Below are 1,618 nucleotides of genomic sequence, written 5' to 3' on the forward strand. Positions count from 1 at the left end.
TTTTTGTCCTGCTAACAATAACCCTATGGCTATATGAAGTGAAGTTGTAAGAGGTGCTTTGTTCCACGTGGTTTCCAAGCTGTCTTGATCAACGAGGTCATCGAGCATATCTCCCGCCAACATCATCAGTTCTACAGACGCTGCGATTCGTTCAGTTTCCTTCATGTTTTCGGAAAACATCTGATAATGCATACCAGCTAAGCAGCCGTACAAAAAGTCGCTTTGTTTTGTGTGCTCCTCTATTGATGTCAATACCGACTCTTTTAAAGACGGTACGGAAAAAGAAACTGTAACGATCTCTTTCATTTGCATCTTCACTGCTTCTTTTTCGATCATTTCAGCAACACCTTGCATAAAATAAATATTTCCAAATAGGTAAATTTCAACAAGATTTATAAAATTCCTTCTTCAAATCAGTGTAATTTTCAAAACAATAACCCCTTTGCTTTGACAAAGAGGGATTCACTATGTATTATCCGATGAACATGTTTTATCCAACTAACATATTTTGGGATTGGTGGAAGTAGCAGAAAATGGCGAAGAGTGAGTTTTTTTACAACACGGTTTCTAAAGAATATTTATGTTTGAGAGGTTGATTTCAAAAGGCATCCTCATTTTATAAGAAGCCACCATGTGCTCATGAAATTTTTAGCTTCACATCGGAGCGGGCATGGCATCGCTTTGTGGTCGAAAACCTATTACAGAAAAGGCATTCCCTGAGCGTTCTCGATACCATCGTTGTTGTCGCTCGCTACGTTGGATGATTAAATGGATTCGACATCAATTCGCAAACTTGGACAATCTCACGCGTATACCATTGTAGACAGTTTACCGATCTGTGCCATTATACACGTACTTCACGTATAAAACGGTTTCGAGATGTGGCGGATATCAGATATCGTGCTTTCAAGAAGATGTTCTTCTATGGATTTAAGATGCACATCCAAATTGCCAAACGAACGTTGGTGTTATGTCAAGAAAATAGACACAAAAAAATAGAGATTTTTTCTACCGCGCTTCGCTTGCTGGCCTTGTCAGGGAATGAAGGTGTTATCCTCTTTCATTTCTGACAAGGAAATAGATAATTAATACGCCTTTTCATACATCACTGGAGATGGATATCGATTGTCGGAATGGATTCGTTTGTAGTTGTAAAAACACTCAATGTACTCAAATACACTTACTTTGGCTTTTTTAGGATGGAGTTTACCTATTCTAGGTTACGAATTCGCTTTTGTACTTCTCGCAATGCTTGCTCTTTCAACCGGAGGTTTCCACTTCTAACAAAACTGTGAACAGGATCTTATACCCATCTATGCAATGTTTTTGGCGATAAATCGATCTACCGTGCTGTTGCAGCGATAGTGTTGCCTTCTTCTACAACTAACTTGACGGCATGAAGTTTAAATTCTTTATCAAAACGTTTTCCCACGTTGGACACTCCCTTAATGTAATTAGTTTTATTATAATCTTTCTAGGTCGTGTCCACTTTTTAGACTAACATCAAATTTTCATAATGTGTTAAAATACTTTCATAAGGGGATTTGATTTGGGATGATTATACCAACATGCCATCAGTGGCAAGTACTAAGTTAAACCTCTCTTTTTTTAATTTTAT

Annotated in this window: 1 protein-coding gene and 3 pseudogenes; 1 reads left to right on the top strand and 3 read right to left on the bottom strand. The window is 37.7% G+C overall.

Annotation, left to right across the window (positions count from 1 at the left end):
- A pseudogene (locus FKZ59_RS14305) lies at positions 1-336 on the bottom strand (polyprenyl synthetase family protein); the annotation flags it as partial.
- Between the two features lie 305 nt (positions 337-641).
- Here FKZ59_RS14305 and FKZ59_RS15290 point away from each other — a divergent pair.
- Positions 642-965 (top strand): annotated as a pseudogene (locus tag FKZ59_RS15290) (IS982 family transposase); the annotation flags it as partial.
- Between the two features lie 120 nt (positions 966-1,085).
- Here the strand turns inward: FKZ59_RS15290 and FKZ59_RS15280 are convergent.
- Positions 1,086-1,193 (bottom strand): annotated as a pseudogene (locus FKZ59_RS15280) (IS3 family transposase); the annotation flags it as partial.
- Between the two features lie 149 nt (positions 1,194-1,342).
- Complete coding sequence (locus FKZ59_RS14315) at positions 1,343-1,432, bottom strand: transposase (protein WP_141603388.1); 90 nt, start codon at positions 1,430-1,432, stop codon at positions 1,343-1,345.
- Positions 1,433-1,618 lie beyond the last annotated feature (186 nt).

Origin of the sequence: Ureibacillus terrenus, from assembly GCF_006569205.1 — a bacterium.
GTDB lineage: Bacteria > Bacillota > Bacilli > Bacillales_A > Planococcaceae > Ureibacillus > Ureibacillus terrenus.